This window comes from Streptomyces sp. NPDC042638, from assembly GCF_040647235.1.
Classification (GTDB): domain Bacteria; phylum Actinomycetota; class Actinomycetes; order Streptomycetales; family Streptomycetaceae; genus Streptomyces; species Streptomyces rameus.
Genome location: NZ_JBEZBT010000002.1, coordinates 46,369 through 63,070, shown reverse-complemented (window position 1 = coordinate 63,070; position 16,702 = coordinate 46,369). Strand labels below are relative to the sequence as shown.

The window sequence follows — 16,702 nt, the reverse complement described above, 5'->3', positions numbered from 1 at the left end:
GGCTGACCTCACTGATCGGATCCGGGCGCGGCGGAATCCGCGTCCTTGAGCAGTACGTCCTCGTCGAAGCAGGTGCGCGCGCCGGTGTGGCAGGCGGCGCCCACCTGGTCGACCCGGACCAGCAGCGTGTCGGCGTCGCAGTCCAGCGCGACGGACCTCACCCACTGGAAGTGGCCGGAGGTGTCGCCCTTGACCCAGTACTCCTGGCGGCTGCGCGACCAGTAGGTGCAGCGGCCGGTGGTCAGCGTGCGGTGCAGTGCCTCGTCGTCCATCCAGCCGAGCATGAGCACCTCGCCGGTGTCGTACTGCTGGGCGATGGCGGGGAGGAGGCCGTCGGCGCCGCGCTTCAGCCGCGCGGCGATCTCCGGGTCGAGGCTGCTGGGCCGGGGGGTACCGGTCGTACTGGTCATGGATGCCATTGTGCCGCGCGGCACCGGCAGGACCGGTGCCGTGTCCAGTGCGCGGACTCGGCGCCTGGCCGTAGGCTTTCACCATGTCGACCTTCGCCAAGCGTGAACGGCTCCTGCTCGCCGACCTCTTGGAAACCGTCGGACCGGACGCAGAGACCCTCTGCGAGGGCTGGCGGACCCGGGACCTGGCGGCGCACGTGGTCGTGCGGGAGCGCCGCCCGGACGCGGCCGGGGGCACACTGATCAAGCAGCTTGCGCCACGCCTGGAGAAGGTGATGGCCGAGTACACCGCGAAGCCGTACGAGGAGCTGATCCAGCTGATCCGTACCGGCCCGCCGCGCTTCTCGCCCTTTCAGCTCAAGCAGGTCGACGAGGCGGCCAACATCATCGAGTTCTACGTCCACACGGAGGACGTCCGCCGTGCGCAGCCGGACTGGAGCCGGCGGGAGCTGGACCCGGTGTTCCAGGACGCGCTGTGGTCCCGGCTGGAGCGGACCGCGCGGCTGGTGGGCCGGGGCGTGCCGACGGGTCTGGTGCTGCGCCGCCCGGACGGCCAGACGGTGGTGGCGCACCGGGGCGCCCCGGTGGTCACGGTGACCGGTGAGCCGTCGGAGCTGCTGATGTTCGCGTACGGCAGGCAGAGCGCGGCCAGGGTGGAGCTGGAGGGCGACGGGGACGCGATCACGAAGCTGCACGAGTCCAGGCAGCTGGGCATCTGAGAGGACCCGCCGCATGATCAAGGTCGCGATGACGAGCGTGTACGTGGACGACGTGGCGAAGGCGCACGCCTTCTACACGGAGGTCCTCGGCTTCGAGACCCGCAGCCACATGGACCTCGGGGGCGGCACGCTGTTCGTGACGGTCGGGGCGCGGGAGGGGGCCCAGCCGGATCTCCAGCTGCTGCTGGAGCCCGGGCAGGGCCCGATCGCGGAGCCGTACCGCAGGGCGGTGCACGAGGCGGGGCTGCCGTGCATCGTCTTCTCCGTGGACGACATCCAGGGCGAGTACGAGCGGCTGTGCGACCTCGGCGTCCGGTTCACGCATCCTCCGCAGGAGCAGGGCCCGGTGCTGGCGGCGGTGTTCGACGACACGGTGGGCAATCTGGTGCAGCTGGTTCAGCCGAAGGGGTGAGGCGCCGTCAGCCGGGCAGCTCGGCCCGGCGCAGGGCCGGTACGACGAGGGCGACGGCCCCGCCGAGTCCGCACACGGCGGCGCTGACGGCGTAGACCGGGCCGAGCCCGAAGGCGCCGATCGCGGCGGCGGCGAAGGGCATGCTGAGCGGGGTGAGGCCGAGGCTGACGAGGCTGGAGACGGCGGTGACGCGGCCCAGGAACGCGGGCTCGGTCTGGGTCTGCAGCAGGGCCCCGCACAGTGCGCCGCTGAGCCCGGTGAGCAGTCCGACGAGCAGGGCCGTGCCGACGGCCGCGGCCACGGTCGGCGCCAGGGCGAGGGCGCCGACGGCGGCGGAGCCCGCGACGCACGCGCAGCCGGTGACGAGCCCCGCCCGTGGCAGCCGGCCGCGCACGGTCAGCAGCAGTGAGGCGGCGCCCGCGCCGGCGCCGAACCCCGCGAGGATCCAGCCCATGCCGGAGGCGCCCCAGCCGCGCCGGTCGGCGAGCAGGGTCAGGCCGACGTTCAGGGGGCCGACGAAGCCCAGGTCGCCGAGGGCGATGGCCACCATCAGCGGGGCGAGGACGCGGTGGCGGCGGATGTAGCGCAGGCCGGCCGCCAGGTCGTTCCAGGCGGTGGAGTTCCCGGCCGCGGGCAGGTCGCGCATCCGTACGGAGAGCAGCAGCGGTACCGAGAGGGCGATGAGCGCCCCGGCGAGCGTGAAGGCCGCGGCCGCGCCGCCGAGGGCCACGCCGAGTCCGCCGAGGGGGGCGCCGACCACGCTGGAGAAGCGGATGGCGAGGCCGCGCATGCCCTGGACCCGGGCGAGCTGGTCCTTCTCGGTGAGCCGGGCCGGCAGGGCGCCCACGGCGGGCATGAAGACGGCGTCGACGGTGCCGAAGACCAGCGCCAGCAGGGCCAGCGGCCACAGTCCCGGGCTGCAGGCGAACAGCAGGGCGGCCACGGCGAGGACGGCGGCGCAGCGGACGGCGTCACTGCCGATGACGACCCGGCGTGGTCCGAAGCGGTCGGCGATCACGCCTCCGCCGAGCATCAGCACGGCCCTGGGCAGTGCGCTGGCGGACATCACGAGTCCGGCCTGAGCGGGGGTGCCGGCCTGGACGGCGGCCCAGGACAGGGCGAGGTAGTAGACGCTGTCGCCCAGCATCGAGGAGGTGTAGGCGGCGAGCCAGCGCAGGACGTTGGGGTCGCGGTGGGCCCGCGCGGTCGCCGGCGGTACGAGCGTGGCGGTCACGGCAAGGGTGTCCTCTCAGGCGCGGAACGGGAAGCCGTACACGTGCAGCGCGACGTGCTCGCGCCCTGTGGTGTCGCCGGCGGCCTCACGGGCGCGGCCCTGCTCGTCGTAGCGCTTGACCAGGTCGCGCAGGTCCTTCTTCAGGTCGGCCAGTTCACCGGCCGTGAGCCGCAGAAGGGACTCGGAGTCGTAGGCCGCCTGGCTCCACTCCGGCCCCCAGTGGGCGCGCTCGTCCAGGTAGGTCCGGTGCATCTCGGTGCGCTGGTCCAGGAACAGCCGGGAGGCCGCCAGGTGCGCGGTCACCTGCTCGGGGGCGTCCCGGAAGTCCTCCCCGTGGATGGACACACCGTCCGAGGACGGCTGCCACCAGCGCTCACGCCCGTCCGCGCTGCGCGGCTCGGCCTCCTCCACCAGCCCGTGCTCGGCCAGCTTGCGCAGGTGGTAGCTGACCAGGGAGACGGCCTCGTCGACCTGTTCGGCCAGCTGCGATGCGGTGGCGACCTCCGCGACGAAGAGCAGGCGGTAGAGCTTCATGCGCAGGGGGTGGGCGAGGGCTTTCAGGGTGCCCACGTCCGTGATCCGGCGGTCCTCTTCACGAGCCATACCCCGAACCCTAGATACGAAAGGAATATTGCGCAATAGATGTTGCGCAATATTCCTTTCGTATCCGCGCAAGGAAGAGCCCCGGCCACCGGCCGGGGCTCTTCGCGACCTCTACCTGACGGGGTGCCCAGCCCCCCGCAGCGTCTCCTTCACCTCGCCGATCCGCAGGTCGCCGAAGTGGAACACCGACGCGGCCAGCACCGCGTCCGCGCCCGCCGCGACGGCCGGCGGGAAGTCGGCCAGCTTGCCGGCGCCGCCGGAGGCGATCACCGGGACGCTCACGTGCTTGCGCACCGCCGCGATCATCTCCAGGTCGTAGCCGTCCCTGGTGCCGTCGGCGTCCATCGAGTTCAGCAGGATCTCGCCCGCGCCCAGCTCGGCGGCCCGGTGCGCCCACTCGACGGCGTCCATGCCGGTGCCGCGGCGACCGCCGTGGGTCGTGACCTCGAAGGAGCCGGATCCGGTGCGCCGCGCGTCCACCGAGAGGACGAGCACCTGGCGCCCGAAGCGCTCGGCGATCTCGCGGATCAGGTCGGGGCGGGCGATCGCGGCGGTGTTCACGCCCACCTTGTCCGCGCCCGCCCGCAGCAGCCTGTCCACGTCCTCGGCCGTGCGGACGCCGCCGCCCACCGTCAGCGGGATGAACACCTGCTCGGCGGTGCGGCGCACCACGTCGTACGTCGTCTCCCGGTCGCCCGAGGACGCGGTGATGTCCAGGAACGTCAGCTCGTCGGCGCCCTCGGCGTCGTACACCTTCGCCATCTCGACGGGGTCGCCCGCGTCGCGCAGGTTCTGGAAGTTGACGCCCTTGACGACCCGGCCGTTGTCCACGTCCAGGCAGGGAATCACTCGTACGGCCAGGGTCATGCGGACACTCCTCGGAACGCCTCCACCTCGACCTCGACGACCAGGCTGGGGTCCACGAATCCGGAGACGATGATCATGGATGAGGCGGGCCGGACGGTGTCGAACAGCTCCTTGTGAGCACGGCCGACCTCGTCGACGTCCCGGGCGTGCGTGATGTACATGCGCGTCCGCACCACGTCGTCACGGCCGAGACCCACCTGCTCGAGGGCCGCCAGGGCGACCTTGAAAGCGTTGACCGCCTGCTCATGGGGGCCGCCCCCGGCGATCTGCCCGTCCACGATGGACGTGCAGCCCGAGACCAGCACCAGGCCGTTCGGCAGCTCCACCGCACGGGAGTAGCCGAACTGCTCCTCCCAGGGCGCACCGGTCGACACGCGTCGGATGTCGCTCACTCGGCCACCGCCTCCAACGCCTCTTCCAGGGTGAACGCCTTCGCGTACAGGGCCTTGCCGACGATCGAGCCCTCGACACCGAGGGGTACCAGCTCGGCGATGGCGCGGAGGTCGTCCAGCGACGACACGCCGCCGGACGCCACGACCGGACGGTCCGTGGCCGCGCAGACGTTCTTCAGCAGCTCCAGGTTCGGGCCCTGGAGCGTGCCGTCCTTGGCGATGTCGGTGACGACGTAGCGGGCGCAGCCCTCGTTGTTCAGGCGCTCCAGCGTCTCGTAGAGGTCGCCGCCGTCGCGGGTCCAGCCGCGGCCGCGCAGGGTCGTGCCGCGCACGTCCAGGCCGACGGCGATCTTGTCGCCGTGGTCGGCGATGACCTTGGCGACCCACTCGGGGGTCTCCAGGGCGGCGGTGCCGAGGTTCACCCGGGTGCAGCCGGTGGCGAGGGCGGCGGCGAGGGTGTCGTCGTCGCGGATGCCGCCGGACAGCTCCACCTTGATGTCCATCGCCTTGGCCACCTCGGCGATCAGCGCGCGGTTGTCGCCGGTGCCGAACGCGGCGTCCAGGTCGACCAGGTGCAGCCACTCGGCGCCGGAGCGCTGCCAGGCGAGGGCGGCCTCCAGCGGCGAGCCGTAGGAGGTCTCGGTCCCGGACTCGCCGTGCACGAGACGGACGGCCTGCCCGTCGCGGACGTCGACGGCGGGGAGGAGTTCGAGCTTGGCCATGGTCTACAGGGTTCCGATCCAGTTGGTGAGGAGCTGGGCGCCGGCGTCGCCGGACTTCTCGGGGTGGAACTGCGTGGCCCACAGGGCGCCGTTCTCCACGGCGGCCACGAACGGCTTGCCGTGCGTCGACCAGGTGACCTTGGGGGCCTCGATCACCGGGTTGTGGCTCTCCAGGGCCCAGTCGTGGACGGCGTAGGAGTGCACGAAGTAGAAGCGGGCGTCGGCGTCGAGGCCGGCGAACGCCTGCGAGCCGGCCGGGGCGTCCACGGTGTTCCAGCCCATGTGCGGGACGACGTCGGCCTGGAGGGGCTCGACCGTGCCGGGCCACTCGTCCAGGCCGTCGGTCTCCACGCCGTGCTCGATGCCGCGCGCGAAGAGGATCTGCATGCCGACGCAGATGCCCATGACCGGGCGGCCGCCGGACAGCCGGCGGTCCACGACCCAGTCACCGCGGGCCTCGCGCAGGCCCCGCATACAGGCGGCGAAGGCACCGACGCCCGGCACCAGCAGGCCGTCGGCGTTCATCGCCTTGTCGAAGTCGCGCGTGATCTCGACGTCGGCGCCCACGCGCGCGAGGGCGCGCTCGGCGGACCGGATGTTGCCGAAGCCGTAGTCGAAGACGACGACCTTCTTCGGCACGCTCATCAGCTCCACACCTCCAGTCGCATGACACCCGCGACCAGGCACATGGCCGCGCCGATGGAGAGCAGCACGATCAGGCTCGTGGGCATCTTCTGCTTGACGAAGGAGATGATCCCGCCGACGAGGAAGAGGCCGACGACGATCAGGATGGTGGACAGACCGTTCATGGGGTTTACAGCGCGCCCTTCGTCGACGGGAGGATGCCGGCCGCGCGCGGGTCGCGCTCGGAGGCGTAGCGCAGTGCCCGGGCCAGCGCCTTGAACTGGCATTCCACGATGTGGTGGGCGTTGCGGCCGTACGGCACGTGCACGTGCAGCGCGACCTGTGCCTGGGCGACGAAGGACTCCAGGATGTGCCGGGTCATCGTCGTGTCGTACTCGCCGATCATCGGCGCCATCTTCTCGGGCTCGGTGTGCACGAGGTAGGGGCGGCCGGAGAGGTCGACGGTGACCTGGGCGAGGGACTCGTCCAGCGGGACCGTGCAGTTGCCGAAGCGGTAGATGCCCACCTTGTCGCCGAGGGCCTGCCTGAAGGCGGCGCCCAGCGCGAGGGCGGTGTCCTCGATGGTGTGGTGGGAGTCGATGTGCAGGTCGCCGTCGGTCTTCACGGTCAGGTCGAACAGACCGTGCCGGCCCAGCTGGTCGAGCATGTGGTCGTAGAAGCCGACGCCGGTGGCGATGTCGGTCCGCCCGGTGCCGTCGAGGTCTATCTCGACGAGGACCGAGGTCTCCTTGGTGGTGCGCTCCACACGTCCTACGCGGCTCATACCTGGGACTCCTTCTTGACTTCACGGACCGCGTCGAGGAACGCGTCGTTCTCTTCGGGGGTGCCGGCGGACACCCGCAGCCACCCCGGCACGCCGTTGTCCCGGACCAGGACGCCGCGGTCGAGGATCCTCCGCCAGACCTCGTGGGCGTCCTCGAAGCGGCCGAACTGCACGAAGTTGGCGTCGGACGCGGTGACCTCGTAGCCGATCGCGCGCAGCTCGGTGACCAGCCGGTCCCGCTCCGACTTGAGCTGCTCGACATAGCCCAGCAGCGTGTCGGTGTGCTCCAGCGCGGCCAGCGCGGTCGCCTGGGTGATCGCCGACAGGTGGTACGGCAGCCGGACGAGCTGTACGGCGTCCACGACCGCCGGGTCGGCGGCGAGGTAGCCGAGGCGCAGACCGGCCGCGCCGAACGCCTTGGACATGGTCCGGGAGACGACCAGGTGGGGACGGCCCGCCAGCAGCGGCAGCAGCGAGTCGCCGTGGCTGAACTCGACGTACGCCTCGTCCACGATCACCATCGACGGCTTGGCCGCCTGCGCCGCCTCGTACAGCGCGAGCACCGTCTCCGGCGGGATCGCGTTGCCGGTGGGGTTGTTGGGGGTGGTGAGGAAGACGACGTCGGGCCGGTGCTCGGCGATGGCCCGCTCGGCGGCGGCGAGGTCGATCGTGAAGTCCTCGCTCCGCGGGCCGGAGATCCAGCCGGTGCCCGTCCCGCGCGCGATGAGCGCGTGCATCGAGTACGACGGCTCGAAGCCGATGGCCGTGCGGCCCGGTCCGCCGAAGGTCTGCAGCAGTTGCTGGATGACCTCGTTGGAGCCGTTGGCGGCCCACACGTTCTCCACGCCGAGCGGGTACTTGCCGGTCTTGGTCAGATACGCGGCCAGCTCGGTGCGCAGCTGGACCGCGTCCCGGTCGGGGTAGCGGTTCAGGTCGCGGGCGGCCTCGCGCACCCGCTCCGTGATCCGCTCGACCAGCGGCTCGGGCAGCGGGTAGGGGTTCTCGTTGGTGTTCAGCCGTACGGGGACGTCCAGCTGGGGCGCGCCGTAGGGGGACTTGCCGCGCAGCTCGTCCCGTACGGGGAGATCGTCGATGCGAGTCACTTGCTCTCGGGTACCTTCCAGCCGAACCTCGCCTTGATCGCCGCGCCGTGTGCCGGCAGGTCCTCGGCGTCGGCCAGCGTGACCACGTGGTGCGCGACCTCGGCGAGCGCGTCCCGCGTGTAGTCGACGATGTGGATACCGCGCAGGAACGACTGCACGGACAGGCCCGAGGAGTGGCAGGCGCAGCCACCGGTGGGCAGGACGTGGTTGGACCCGGCCGCGTAGTCGCCGAGCGAGACGGGGGCCCAGGGGCCGATGAAGACCGCGCCGGCGTTGCGGACCCGGTCGGCGACCGCGGCGGCGTCGGCGGTCTGGATCTCCAGGTGCTCGGCGCCGTACGCGTCGACCACCCGCAGGCCCTCCTCGATGCCGTCCACGAGGACGATCGCGGACTGCTTGCCCCTCAGCGCGGGCACGATCCGGTCGTCGACGTGCTTGGTGGCCGCGACCTGGGGCTCCAGCTCCTTCTCCACCGAGTCCGCCAGTTCGACGGAGTCGGTGACCAGGACGGCCGCCGCGAGCGGGTCGTGCTCGGCCTGGCTGATCAGGTCCGAGGCGACGTGCACCGGGTCGGCGGTGGAGTCCGCGAGGATCGCGATCTCGGTGGGGCCGGCCTCGGCGTCGATGCCGATCTTGCCGGTGAAGTAGCGCTTGGCGGCGGCGACCCAGATGTTGCCGGGGCCGGTGACCATGTTGGCGGGCGGACAGGACTCGGTGCCGTGGGCGAACATCGCGACGGCGGTGGCGCCGCCGGCCGCGTAGACCTCGTCCACGCCGAGCAGGGCGCAGGCCGCGAGGATCGTCGGGTGCGGCAGGCCGCCGAAGCCGGCCTGGGCCGGCGAGGCGAGCGCGATGGACTCGACCCCGGCCTCCTGCGCGGGCACCACGTTCATGACCACCGAGGACGGGTAGACCGAACGGCCACCGGGCGCGTACAGCCCGACGCGCTCGACCGGCACCCACTTCTCGGTGACCGAGCCGCCGGGCACGACCTGCGTGGTGTGGGTGGTCCGGCGCTGCTCGCGGTGGACGAGGCGGGCGCGGCGGATGGACTCCTCCAGGGCGGCGCGCACCGCCGGGTCGAGGCCGGCGAGCGCCTCGGTGAGTGCCCGGGCCGGGACACGGACGCTTTCCAGCCGTACTCCGTCGAACTTCTCGGCGAAGTCGATCAGCGCCGCGTCGCCACGATGATGCACGGCCTCGCAGATCGGGCGCACCTTCTCCAGGGCGGCCTGAACGTCGAAGTCGGCTCGGGGCAGCAGGTCGCGCAGGGCGGGTCCCTCGGGAAGGGCGTCGCCGCGCAGATCGATTCGGGAAATCACAGTCCCAATTCTCTCAGACCGCCGTCGGGAGCCGTCCGCGCGTATCAATGGCTGATACAGAACGTGGGCCAATGGCTGGTACATAGGCTGGCCGGAACCCGGAAGATCACCCTCACGCTTTGTGTTCGAGACGTCACCCACCGGGCATGAACGCCAGTACGACACAAGTGACTCACTAGTAGCCCCTGGGGGCGAGGGAGAAGGAACAGCGGTGACCGAGGGGACCGGCGCCCGCGCCGGGGACCTGCCGGACGACCTGACCGCGACCGAGGCGGGCATGTGGCAGGCCTTCCGCAACGGCAGCCTGTACGACCTGAGCAGCGGCGAATTCGTGGTGGACGATCCGCACGGCGGGCACCCCTGGGGCCCGGAGCGGACCGTGCGGGCCCGCATCGTCTGCTGGCTGCTGCTGGACGGCCCGCCGGCGCTCGCCGGCCGGGTGGCCTCGCTGAAGCTCGTCGGCGTGCGGATCACCGGCGTGCTGGATCTGGCGGGCGGCCAGGTGACGCCGTACGTGGAGCTGCGCGGCTGCCGCTTCGACGAGGAGGTCCGGCTGCCGGAGGCCCGGTTCACGACCGTACGCCTGGTGGACTGCGCGGTGCCGCGCCTGGAGGCGGCCCGTGTGCACACGGAGGGTGACCTGCACCTGCCGCGCTGCCGCTTCCAGAACGGAGTCCGGCTGACGGACGCGCACATCGGCACCGACCTGCTGCTCAACCAGGCGATCGCGTACCGCGACCGCAGCGGCCGGTCGATCGCGGCCGACGGCATGACCGTCGGACAGGACCTCCAGGCGGAGATGCTGGAGTCGCACGGCGAGATGAGCCTGCGCGGCGCCCAGGTGGGCGTCTCGCTCAGCCTGCGCGGCGCGAAGCTCACCAACCCCTACTCACGCTTCGCCCTGAACGCGCCCCAGATGACGGTCGAGCGCACCCTGTACCTGACCCCGGCCGGCGTGGGCAGCCCGCTGCTGAGCGGCACGACCCCCGCGCGCGGGACGCGCATCCAGCGGTTCGAGTGCCGGGGCGGGGTGCGGCTGGACGACGGGCGGTTCGGGGACGCCGTCGACCTGGAGCGGGCCCGGTTCGTCTTCACCGACGACCAGGAGCTGTCGCTGCGCCGGGCGCAGACGCCGGAGCTGCGCTTCCTCGGGGACCGGCCGGAGCGCGGCAAGGTCGTGCTCTCGGGCGCCCGGATCACGACCCTGGTGGACCGCGCGAGCAGCTGGCCGGAGGCGGGCAACCTGCACATGGGCGGGTTCACCTACGAGAACCTGGTGCCGCAGGGGCCGTTCCCGCTGGCCCGGCGCCTGGACTGGGTGGCGGCGGCCACCGCCGAGTACGCCCCGGAGCCGTACGAGCGGCTGGCCGCGGTGCTGCGGGCCGCCGGTGAGGACGAGGACGCGCGCGAGGTGCTGCTCGCCAAGCAGCGCCGGCGGCGCGAGACGCTGCCGCCGGCCGCCAAGGTCTGGGGGTTCGCACAGGACTGGACCGTGGCCTACGGCTACCGTCCGGGCCGGGCCGCGGTGTGGATGGCGGTGCTGTGGGCGGCGGGCACGCTCGCGTTCGCGCACGCGGACCATCCGCCCGTGAACGCCGGTGGCCATCCCGCCTGGAATCCGGCGCTGTTCACGCTGGACCTGCTGCTGCCGGTGATCGACCTGGGCCAGGTCGGCCAGTGGCAGCTGCGGGGCGGCTGGCAGTGGCTCGGGGCGGCGATGGTCCTGCTCGGCTGGGTCCTCGCGACGACGGTGGCGGCGGGCGCGACCCGGATGCTGCGCCGGAACTGACGGGCGCACGCCGCCGGCGGTCACCGGCGGCCGCGCACCCCCGGCCGTCGGCGGTCACCGGCCGCCATGTGTACGGCATGACCGAGGTGGGCGGCCCTTCGTCACCCTCGGCCCCGCCGAACACCCGGCCCCGGGCGACGGGCTGCCCGAGGTGATGCCCGGCGGCACATCCCCGGCCGTCGCCGTGCATCGCCCCGGCCGTCGCCGTCGCCGCGCATCGCCCCGGCCGTCGCCGTCGCCGCGCATCCCCGGCCGTCACCGCCGGACCACATCGCTCACCGCGACCCCTCACCCGCCCCGCTCGCTCACCGGATCGACATGGACCCTTTACCGGTCCTTGACCGCGGGGCGTACAACCTTCCATGACTTGGCACAACGCTCTGGCGCCGCCCCGACCTGCGGACTTTCAATGGTCGACACCATGGCTCTGCTGCCCTCGTTCATCCGCCCGACCCGGATGACCAAACGCCCCGCGCGCCCGGCCGGCCGACCACCGGCCGGGGACGAGGCCGTGCTCGACGCGCCCGACGACCGCCTCTCCCCCGCGCTCGTCGCGGCGGGCCGGGGCGAGTGGGCCGCCGCGGCCGGCCTGCTCGCCGCCACCCGCGCCGCCGCCGAGTGGGAGCCCCGCGACCGGTACGTGCGGCGCCTGGCCGCGTTCGCCCGCTCGCGCCCCGAGTGGTACGAGGAGTGGCGCACCACCGCCCCGGCCGACCCCGGGGTGCTGCTGGTCGGCACCCAGCTTGCGGTGGACCGCGCCTGGCCCTCGCCGGCCCGGGCCGAGCTGCTGCGCGAGGTGAGCCCCCTGATCACCGCGGCCGCCCGCGCCGACGACCGTGACCCGGTGCCCTGGCGGATCGCGCTCGACCACGCGCGCGGCTCACGGGCCGGACACCGCTACTTCGAGGAGCTGTGGGAGGCGGCCGTCCGGCGTGCCCCGCACCACTACGGCTGCCACGTGGCCGCTCTGCGCTACCTGGCCGCCTCCTGGCACGGCTCCCACCGCGAGTGCTTCGACTTCGCCGACCGGGCCGCGCAGGACGCCCCGGCCGGCTCGCTGGTCCAGGCTCTGCCCGCCCGTGCGGCCTTCGGCTATCTCACCGACGGCTGCGGGCCCGCCGTGCCGCGGGCCCGGCTGGACGCGGCGGCGGACCGGGCGATCGCGCTGTCCGGGCGTCTGCCGGCGGCCGACCCCGCTTCCGCCGAAGTGCGCAACAAACTGCTGTACGTCCTGCTCACGCTGGACCGCTGGGAGGACGCCCGGGTCCAGCTGCGCCTGATCGGGCCGTACGCCACCTCGTTCCCCTGGGACCGGTTCTCCGACGACCCGCTCGGCCACTTCCTGCGCCTGCGCGAACACCTGGAGACGGCGGGTCCGGGGCCCGCCCCGGCCGGGCTGCTGCCGGTGCCCGTGGAGTCCCTCGGCGCCCGCGGCGGACACGCCCGCGGCGCGGACCACTAGGCTGGGGCGCCGTGACCACCGTCCGTCTCCCGCTCTTTCCGCTGAACTCGGTGCTCTTCCCGGGTCTCGTGCTGCCGCTGAACGTCTTCGAGGAGCGTTATCGCGCCATGATGCGCGATCTGCTGAAGACCCCGGAGGACGAGCCGCGCCGGTTCGCCGTCGTCGCCATCCGCGACGGCCACGAGGTCGCGCCCAGCCTCCCCGGCATGCCCGACCCCACGGCGCAGCCCGAGCGGGGCCCGGCCGCGGGTCTCGGCCCCGATCCGCTCAAGGCCCTGCACGCGGTGGGCTGTGTGGCGGACGCGGCGACCGTCCGGGAGCGGTCCGACGGCACCTTCGAGGTGCTGGCGACCGGTACGACCCGGGTGCGGCTGCTGTCCGTGGACGCCTCGGGCCCGTTCCTCACCGCGGAGCTGGAGGAGCTGTCCGAGGAGCCGGGGGACGAGGCCGGCGCGCTGGCCGAGGGCGTCCTGCGCTCCTTCCGCCAGTACCAGAAACGCCTGGCGGGCGCCCGGGAACGGTCGATGTCGACCGGGGCCGAACTGCCGGACGACCCGAGCGTGGTGTCGTACCTGGTGGCGGCGGCGATGGTGCACGACACGCCGACCAAGCAGCGCCTGCTCCAGGCCCCCGACACCGCGTCCCGGCTGCGGGACGAGCTGAAACTCCTTCGCGCGGAGACGGCGATCATCCGTAGCCTGCCGTCGTTGCCCGCGTTCGAGCTCACGCGGGCGCCGACGAGCCTGAACTGAGGAAGACCGGGAAGACCGAGGCCGAGACACTCCGATGGCGAAGAAGTCGAAGAAGCAGCAGCAGTCCGGGGGCACGCCCGCCACGGTCGCGCTGACGGCGGCGGGTGTGGGCTTCACGGTCCATGCCTACGACCACGACCCGTCCCACCCCTCCTACGGCGAGGAGGCGGCTGAGGCGATGGGCGTCTCCCCGGACCGCGTCTTCAAGACCCTGGTGGCCGACGTGGACGGTTCCCTGGTGGTCGGCGTGGTCCCGGTGGCCGGCTCGCTGGATCTGAAGGCCCTGGCGGCGGCGGTGGGCGGCAAACGGGCGGCCATGGCCGACCCGGCCCTCGCCGAGCGCACCACCGGCTACGTCCGCGGCGGCATCTCCCCGCTGGGCCAGCGCAAGAAGCTCCGCACGGTCCTCGACGACTCGGCACCGGCCCACGCGACGATCTGTGTGTCGGCCGGCCGCCGCGGCCTGGAGGTGGAGCTGGCACCGGGGGACCTGGCGAAACTGACGGAAGCGGTCCTGGCACCGATCGGCCGGGGCTGAGACAGCCCCCGCACACCCGGCCAGAACGTCAGCCTCCCGCCCGCCCGCCCGGCCGCACCGGACAGACAGCCGTATCGGGCGGACGGCGGCAGGCCGCTACGGCTGCCGCGGATACGGCGGCTCGGGATCCCGGGGCGGGCAGACGGCCGCACCGGGCGGACGACCCCACCGGGCAAACGACCCCACCGGGCAGACGACCCCACCGGGCAGACGGCCGTGCCGGGCAGACGGCCCCACCGGGCAGACGGCCCCACCAGGCAGACGGCCGTGCCAGGCAGACGACCCGGCCACCGGGCGAACGGCTCCACCGCGCGAACGGCCGCGCCGAGCGGACAGCCGCGCACCGGACAGACAGCCGTACCGAGCAGACGGCGGCAGGCCGCTACGGCTGCTGCGGATACGGCGGCTCGGGATCCCGGGGCGCGAACAGGGCGGTCAGACCGAGGTGCGCCAGCAGCCCGGCGAGCGGCCACGCCAGCAGCGCGCCCTTCGCCGAGAGCTTCAGCGGCGCCGAGAACGTCACGCCCTTGCCCACGGCCCGCGCGTGCGCGAGCACGTCGGACTCGGGGCCCAGCCAGACCCCGAGCCGCCAGGCGAGCAGGGAGCCCAGCAGCCCGCCGAGGCCCAGTGCCACGACGATCGGCACACCCCCGCGCCGCCGCCACAGGAACACCACGACCCCGACGACCAGCCCGAAGGCGAGGCCCAGCAGGGTGAACGTGCCGTCCACCCCGATCGCCTGCTCCCCCTCGGTGTCCCTCAGATAGACGACCCAGCTCTTGTCGATCTCGTCACCGACCAGCGGCACGTGCGGCGCCAGCCACCACCACAGCAGCCCCAGCAGCACCCCGCCGAGCACCGACACCACGGTGAGCACGGCGGCCTCGCGCAGTTCCGTCCGCAGGCCGGGACCGTCCTGTTCGTACCCGGCCCCGGCGGGTGCCACGGCGGACGGCGGAGCCTGCCGGACCTGGTGCGGGGAGTCGTCGTGCGGCGGCGGTGGCGGAGTCAACGGTGCGGTCACCCTGCCATCGTGCCAGGTCGCCCTGTGGGCCGCGTCACCGGACGGCGGCCCTGCGGTAGGCCCGGGCCGCCACGGCCAGCGTGATCATCCCGACACCCGCGCACACGCCCAGGTCAGCGAGGACGACGGCCCAGTCGGGGTGCGGCCCGAAGGTCCGCGCGTACGCCTCCACGCCATAGGTCGAGGGCAGCAGGTCGCGGGCCAGCCGTACGATCTCCGGCATCCGGTCGGCCGGCAGCACACCCAGCAGCAGCGCCGCCGACATGCCCAGCTGCCCCAGGAGCGTGGCCAGTTCGGGGCGGGGCGCGAGCAGCCCGCAGGCGGCGCCGAGCCCGGCCAGCGCGGCCCCGGCGAGCGGAATCACGGCCACCAGGATCCACAGGTTCGACAGCGGCAGCCCGAACAGCACGCAGCCGAACACGGCGGTCACCAGGGTCCCGGGCACGGTGAAGGAGGCGTACGCCGCCGCCGCGCCCAGCACCACGGCAGCCGGCGGCACCGGCAGCGTCGCGTAGTGGTCGAGGCCCCCGCTGGCCCGCAGCTGCCCGAAGTACTGCGACAGCAGGTTCAGCGCCACGTAGGCCACGACCAGTACGGACGACCCGGCCACCACGGACTGGGCCTCGGGGCCGCTGTCGACGACCCCGCGCATCATCACGGCGATGCCGACGGACTGGAAGGTCGCCACGAACAGCAGCGGGATCCGCGCCACACGGGCCCGGGACAGCTGCGCCCGGTAGACGGCCACCAGCGACGGCCACAGCCGCACGGGCGGCCCCAGCTCGGCCGCGGAGGGCGCCGTCTCCGGCACGGCCCGGGCGCCGCCCGGCAGAACCTCGGCGGGTACGACACTCACGACGAGCTGCTCCTCTTCCCTACGGCAGTCGCGCCGGTCCCTGCGCATTCCGCGGCCCGCCCGCTCACGCCCTCACCAGGCCCTGCCGGGCCTCGCCGCCCAGCGCCAGGTAGACGTCCTCCAGGCTGGGCGTGGTGAGCGTGAAGTCGTCCAGGGCGGCGAAGGCGGCCCCGCCGGTCACGGTGGCGACGACGGCGCGGGCCTCCTCGGGGGCGAGCCGGAGCGTCCAGCGCCGGCCGGACTCCACGGCCCGCTCGCGCAGGACGGCCACCTCGGGCACCTCCAGCGGCGCCCGCTCCCGCCACACCAGCTCCACCCGGACCTCGCCGGCGACCTGTGCCTTGAGCCCGGCGGGGGTGTCGCAGGCGATGACCCGGCCCTGGTCGAGCACGGCGACCCGGTCCAGGACCATCTCGGCCTCGATGACGTTGTGGGTGACCAGGAGCACGGTCGTACCGTGCTCGGCCCGGCGCCGGTCCACGGCCGCCCAGACGGCGCGCCGGGCCACCGGGTCCATGCCGGTGGTCGGCTCGTCCAGCACCAGCAGCGGCCGCTCGCCGACGAGGGCCGCGGCGAAGCAGGCGAGGCGCCGCTGGCCGCCGGACAGCTTCTTCAGCGCCCGCCCCGCGATCGGGGTGAGCCCCAGCTCCTGAAGTACGGCGTCCCGCTCGGCCCGCGCCCGCCGTGCGTCCAGGCCGCGCAGGCGTCCGGTGGTCTCGGCGGCGAGGGAGACGGTCAGCTCGTCCAGGGCCGTGGACTCCTGGCCCAGATAGGCGAGGAGCCGGGCGGCCCGCTCGGGGTGCCGCACGATGTCGTGGCCGAGAATCGCGACGCTGCCCGTGTCCGGGCGCAGCAGCCCGGTCAGCTGCCGTACGAGGGTGGACTTGCCGGCGCCGTTCGGGCCGAGCAGTCCGAAGACCTCGCCGCGCCGAACGTCCAGCTCCACCCCGTCGGTGGCCCGCACCTCCGGGGTGCCGGGCGTGCCCCGCCGGCCCTTCACGGCGGGATACGTCTTGCTGAGCCCGCGCACGCGTACGACATCGTCGTACCGAAGTGCCTGTGCCGCGCGCGTCATCACAAAGGACGAGC

The 16,702-nt window shown here is 73.3% G+C and carries 20 protein-coding genes; 6 read left to right on the top strand and 14 right to left on the bottom strand.

Annotated features, from left to right (window positions below; translation table 11 throughout):
- Positions 1–8 precede the first annotated feature (8 nt).
- Positions 9–410, bottom strand: a complete 402-nt coding sequence (gene hisI / locus AB0B40_RS01885) for a phosphoribosyl-AMP cyclohydrolase (protein WP_345050529.1) — start codon at positions 408–410, stop codon at positions 9–11.
- Between the two features lie 83 nt (positions 411–493).
- Between hisI and AB0B40_RS01880 the strand changes: the two genes are divergently transcribed.
- Entirely contained in the window at positions 494–1,129 is a 636-nt protein-coding gene (locus tag AB0B40_RS01880; RefSeq protein WP_345050527.1) for a TIGR03085 family metal-binding protein, read from the top strand.
- A 13-nt stretch (positions 1,130–1,142) separates the two neighbouring features.
- A complete protein-coding gene (locus AB0B40_RS01875) occupies positions 1,143–1,541 on the top strand; it encodes a VOC family protein (protein WP_345050525.1) in 399 nt (132 codons plus the stop codon).
- 7 nt (positions 1,542–1,548) lie between these two features.
- Here AB0B40_RS01875 and AB0B40_RS01870 read toward each other — a convergent pair whose 3' ends face one another.
- From AB0B40_RS01870 to hisD, 10 genes are all read right to left on the bottom strand, one after another.
- Positions 1,549–2,775, bottom strand: a complete 1,227-nt coding sequence (locus AB0B40_RS01870) for an MFS transporter (RefSeq protein ID WP_362262125.1) — start codon at positions 2,773–2,775, stop codon at positions 1,549–1,551.
- Positions 2,776–2,790: 15 nt separating this feature from the next.
- Entirely contained in the window at positions 2,791–3,378 is a 588-nt protein-coding gene (locus AB0B40_RS01865; protein ID WP_362262122.1) for a helix-turn-helix domain-containing protein, read from the bottom strand.
- A gap of 111 nt (positions 3,379–3,489) precedes the next feature.
- Complete coding sequence (hisF, locus tag AB0B40_RS01860; protein ID WP_345050519.1) at positions 3,490–4,245, bottom strand: imidazole glycerol phosphate synthase subunit HisF; 756 nt, start codon at positions 4,243–4,245, stop codon at positions 3,490–3,492.
- Positions 4,242–4,637: a RidA family protein gene (locus AB0B40_RS01855; RefSeq protein WP_345050518.1), complete on the bottom strand. Its 396-nt coding sequence runs from the start codon at positions 4,635–4,637 to the stop codon at positions 4,242–4,244. The genes hisF and AB0B40_RS01855 overlap by 4 nt, the downstream gene beginning before the upstream one ends.
- Positions 4,634–5,359: a bifunctional 1-(5-phosphoribosyl)-5-((5-phosphoribosylamino)methylideneamino)imidazole-4-carboxamide isomerase/phosphoribosylanthranilate isomerase PriA gene (priA, locus tag AB0B40_RS01850; RefSeq protein WP_345050516.1), complete on the bottom strand. Its 726-nt coding sequence runs from the start codon at positions 5,357–5,359 to the stop codon at positions 4,634–4,636. The genes AB0B40_RS01855 and priA overlap by 4 nt, the downstream gene beginning before the upstream one ends.
- Before the next feature lie 3 nt (positions 5,360–5,362).
- The gene (gene hisH / locus AB0B40_RS01845) at positions 5,363–6,004 is read right to left on the bottom strand and encodes an imidazole glycerol phosphate synthase subunit HisH (protein WP_345050515.1); all 642 of its coding nucleotides are present in this window, start codon (positions 6,002–6,004) and stop codon (positions 5,363–5,365) included.
- Complete coding sequence (locus AB0B40_RS01840) at positions 6,004–6,168, bottom strand: hypothetical protein (protein ID WP_345050512.1); 165 nt, start codon at positions 6,166–6,168, stop codon at positions 6,004–6,006. Before AB0B40_RS01840 ends, hisH begins: the two co-directional genes overlap by 1 nt.
- A 5-nt stretch (positions 6,169–6,173) precedes the next feature.
- Positions 6,174–6,767, bottom strand: coding sequence for an imidazoleglycerol-phosphate dehydratase HisB (hisB, locus tag AB0B40_RS01835; protein ID WP_161295998.1), 594 nt, complete (start codon positions 6,765–6,767; stop codon positions 6,174–6,176).
- A complete protein-coding gene (locus AB0B40_RS01830) occupies positions 6,764–7,870 on the bottom strand; it encodes a histidinol-phosphate transaminase (protein WP_345050508.1) in 1,107 nt (368 codons plus the stop codon). The genes hisB and AB0B40_RS01830 overlap by 4 nt, the downstream gene beginning before the upstream one ends.
- Positions 7,867–9,192 (bottom strand): histidinol dehydrogenase, encoded by a 1,326-nt coding sequence (gene hisD, locus AB0B40_RS01825; protein ID WP_362262115.1) that lies wholly within the window; start codon positions 9,190–9,192, stop codon positions 7,867–7,869. The genes AB0B40_RS01830 and hisD overlap by 4 nt, the downstream gene beginning before the upstream one ends.
- Positions 9,193–9,403: 211 nt before the next feature.
- Here hisD and AB0B40_RS01820 point away from each other — a divergent pair, with 211 nt between their 5' ends.
- The 4 genes from AB0B40_RS01820 (at position 9,404) to ybaK (ending at position 13,733) form a co-directional block, all read left to right on the top strand.
- On the top strand, positions 9,404–10,981 hold the full coding sequence (locus AB0B40_RS01820) for an oxidoreductase (RefSeq protein ID WP_345050503.1): 1,578 nt from the start codon (positions 9,404–9,406) through the stop codon (positions 10,979–10,981).
- 409 nt (positions 10,982–11,390) lie between these two features.
- A complete protein-coding gene (locus AB0B40_RS01815; RefSeq protein ID WP_345050501.1) occupies positions 11,391–12,443 on the top strand; it encodes a hypothetical protein in 1,053 nt (350 codons plus the stop codon).
- Positions 12,444–12,454: 11 nt separating this feature from the next.
- On the top strand, positions 12,455–13,195 hold the full coding sequence (locus AB0B40_RS01810) for an LON peptidase substrate-binding domain-containing protein (RefSeq protein ID WP_345050499.1): 741 nt from the start codon (positions 12,455–12,457) through the stop codon (positions 13,193–13,195).
- A gap of 34 nt (positions 13,196–13,229) precedes the next feature.
- A complete protein-coding gene (gene ybaK, locus AB0B40_RS01805) occupies positions 13,230–13,733 on the top strand; it encodes a Cys-tRNA(Pro) deacylase (protein WP_345050496.1) in 504 nt (167 codons plus the stop codon).
- Between the two features lie 382 nt (positions 13,734–14,115).
- Here the strand turns inward: ybaK and AB0B40_RS01800 are convergent, their stop codons facing one another.
- The 3 genes from AB0B40_RS01800 to AB0B40_RS01790 form a co-directional block, all read right to left on the bottom strand.
- Positions 14,116–14,757, bottom strand: a complete 642-nt coding sequence (locus AB0B40_RS01800; protein WP_362262109.1) for an AAA family ATPase — start codon at positions 14,755–14,757, stop codon at positions 14,116–14,118.
- 34 nt (positions 14,758–14,791) lie between these two features.
- The gene (locus AB0B40_RS01795; protein ID WP_345050493.1) at positions 14,792–15,613 is read right to left on the bottom strand and encodes an ABC transporter permease; all 822 of its coding nucleotides are present in this window, start codon (positions 15,611–15,613) and stop codon (positions 14,792–14,794) included.
- Between the two features lie 64 nt (positions 15,614–15,677).
- Positions 15,678–16,688, bottom strand: coding sequence for an ABC transporter ATP-binding protein (locus AB0B40_RS01790; protein WP_345050967.1), 1,011 nt, complete (start codon positions 16,686–16,688; stop codon positions 15,678–15,680).
- Positions 16,689–16,702 lie beyond the last annotated feature (14 nt).

What these genes read in the sequence shown, in the direction of transcription:
- AB0B40_RS01875 (WP_345050525.1), top strand. Translation starts at nt 1,143, where the DNA reads ATGATCAAGGTCGCGATGACGAGCGTGTACGTGGACGACGTGGCGAAG.
- AB0B40_RS01880 (WP_345050527.1), top strand. Translation starts at nt 494, where the DNA reads ATGTCGACCTTCGCCAAGCGTGAACGGCTCCTGCTCGCCGACCTCTTG.
- AB0B40_RS01865 (WP_362262122.1), bottom strand. Translation starts at nt 3,378, where the DNA reads ATGGCTCGTGAAGAGGACCGCCGGATCACGGACGTGGGCACCCTGAAA.
- AB0B40_RS01790 (WP_345050967.1), bottom strand. Translation starts at nt 16,688, where the DNA reads ATGACGCGCGCGGCACAGGCACTTCGGTACGACGATGTCGTACGCGTG.
- hisI (WP_345050529.1), bottom strand. Translation starts at nt 410, where the DNA reads ATGACCAGTACGACCGGTACCCCCCGGCCCAGCAGCCTCGACCCGGAG.
- AB0B40_RS01815 (WP_345050501.1), top strand. Translation starts at nt 11,391, where the DNA reads ATGGTCGACACCATGGCTCTGCTGCCCTCGTTCATCCGCCCGACCCGG.
- hisF (WP_345050519.1), bottom strand. Translation starts at nt 4,245, where the DNA reads ATGACCCTGGCCGTACGAGTGATTCCCTGCCTGGACGTGGACAACGGC.
- priA (WP_345050516.1), bottom strand. Translation starts at nt 5,359, where the DNA reads ATGGCCAAGCTCGAACTCCTCCCCGCCGTCGACGTCCGCGACGGGCAG.
- ybaK (WP_345050496.1), top strand. Translation starts at nt 13,230, where the DNA reads ATGGCGAAGAAGTCGAAGAAGCAGCAGCAGTCCGGGGGCACGCCCGCC.
- AB0B40_RS01840 (WP_345050512.1), bottom strand. Translation starts at nt 6,168, where the DNA reads ATGAACGGTCTGTCCACCATCCTGATCGTCGTCGGCCTCTTCCTCGTC.
- hisH (WP_345050515.1), bottom strand. Translation starts at nt 6,004, where the DNA reads ATGAGCGTGCCGAAGAAGGTCGTCGTCTTCGACTACGGCTTCGGCAAC.
- hisB (WP_161295998.1), bottom strand. Translation starts at nt 6,767, where the DNA reads ATGAGCCGCGTAGGACGTGTGGAGCGCACCACCAAGGAGACCTCGGTC.